Raw genomic sequence first — 1,063 nt, forward strand, 5'->3', positions numbered from 1 at the left:
GAATCAAGGGCAAGAACTCGGTATTGTCATCAAATACCAAGCCGCCAGTATCCACAACCAGGTAGTCTCGGTCTTGCCAGAAAGCAGGGCGATAAGTGCGATCGCGGGTTACTCCTGGTTGGTTGTGAACAATAGCATCGGTCACTCCTGCCAAACGATTGACCAGGGTTGATTTCCCCACATTCGGGCGTCCGATAACTGCAACAATTGGCAGGGCCATAAACTGGATGTCCTCAAATGAGGAGTGTGAATGCTCTAGTGTTCCATTCTATCGCAGCAAGCATTCAGCGGTCAGCCCTCAGCGGTCAGCCCTCAGCGGTCAGCCCTCAGCCTTGGCCTTGTAAGCATATGCGCTACGCGCACGCTGCGCTAACAGCCCTCAGCGGTCAGCCCTCAGTCTTGGCCTTTGGGCCATGCACGCTGTGGGAATGGCTCATAGCTAATAGCTGATTGCTGATTACTGATTGCTGATTGCTGATTGCTAATTGCTGATTGCTGATTGCTGATTGCTGATTACTGATTGCTGATTGCTGATTGCTGATTGCTGATTGCTAATAGCTGATAACTTACTCAGTACTCGGCTCATAATAATCATGGCTCAAACAAGGTACAGCCAAAATTTCCCCTTCGACGTCTCCTAACAGAACCTTTAACCCTACACCACCAGCCTTAGTGCGGATATAAGCTAAACCAAAGAGTCCCTGGTCAGTTTCGGTCACACTGGTGAGCTTGCCCACTTTTTTTCCATCTACGGTGATGACGCTCCCTAGGTCAGTAGGAGCACTTAAGCGGATACCCCATAGTCGTTGCTTAACTCCTTTGTAGGTATTCAAGCGCGCAATGGTTTCTTGACCAATGTAACAGCCTTTGCTAAAGGAAATGGTTTTCCACAAACCAGCTTCGAGAGGATTGTAATCCTTTGTCAGTTCATGACCAGGCGCAGGGCGTCCCTGTTGGATACGCAACTGTTCCCAAACGCGATCGCCTATAGGGATTGCTCCTGCTGTGGTTAAGGTCTGCCAAACCTGGGCAGCATTCTCGGCAGGGCAAATTAGAGTATATC

Annotated in this window: 2 protein-coding genes and 1 pseudogene; 1 reads left to right on the top strand and 2 read right to left on the bottom strand. The window is 49.7% G+C overall.

What is annotated here, in order from left to right:
• On the bottom strand, positions 1-220 hold a 220-nt coding region (locus F6K49_RS52430; protein ID WP_293111002.1), incomplete at its 3' end, for a GTPase.
• A gap of 17 nt (positions 221-237) precedes the next feature.
• Between F6K49_RS52430 and F6K49_RS52435 the strand changes: the two genes are divergently transcribed.
• Entirely contained in the window at positions 238-450 is a 213-nt protein-coding gene (locus tag F6K49_RS52435) for a hypothetical protein (RefSeq protein WP_293111004.1), read from the top strand.
• Between the two features lie 116 nt (positions 451-566).
• Here F6K49_RS52435 and F6K49_RS52440 read toward each other — a convergent pair.
• A pseudogene (locus tag F6K49_RS52440) lies at positions 567-1,063 on the bottom strand (folate-binding protein); the annotation flags it as partial.

It is taken from the genome of Moorena sp. SIO3I6, assembly GCF_010672095.1.

Bases quoted from the DNA above. Each gene is read 5' to 3' on its own strand.
- F6K49_RS52435 (WP_293111004.1), top strand. From the start codon at position 238: ATGAGGAGTGTGAATGCTCTAGTGTTCCATTCTATCGCAGCAAGCATT.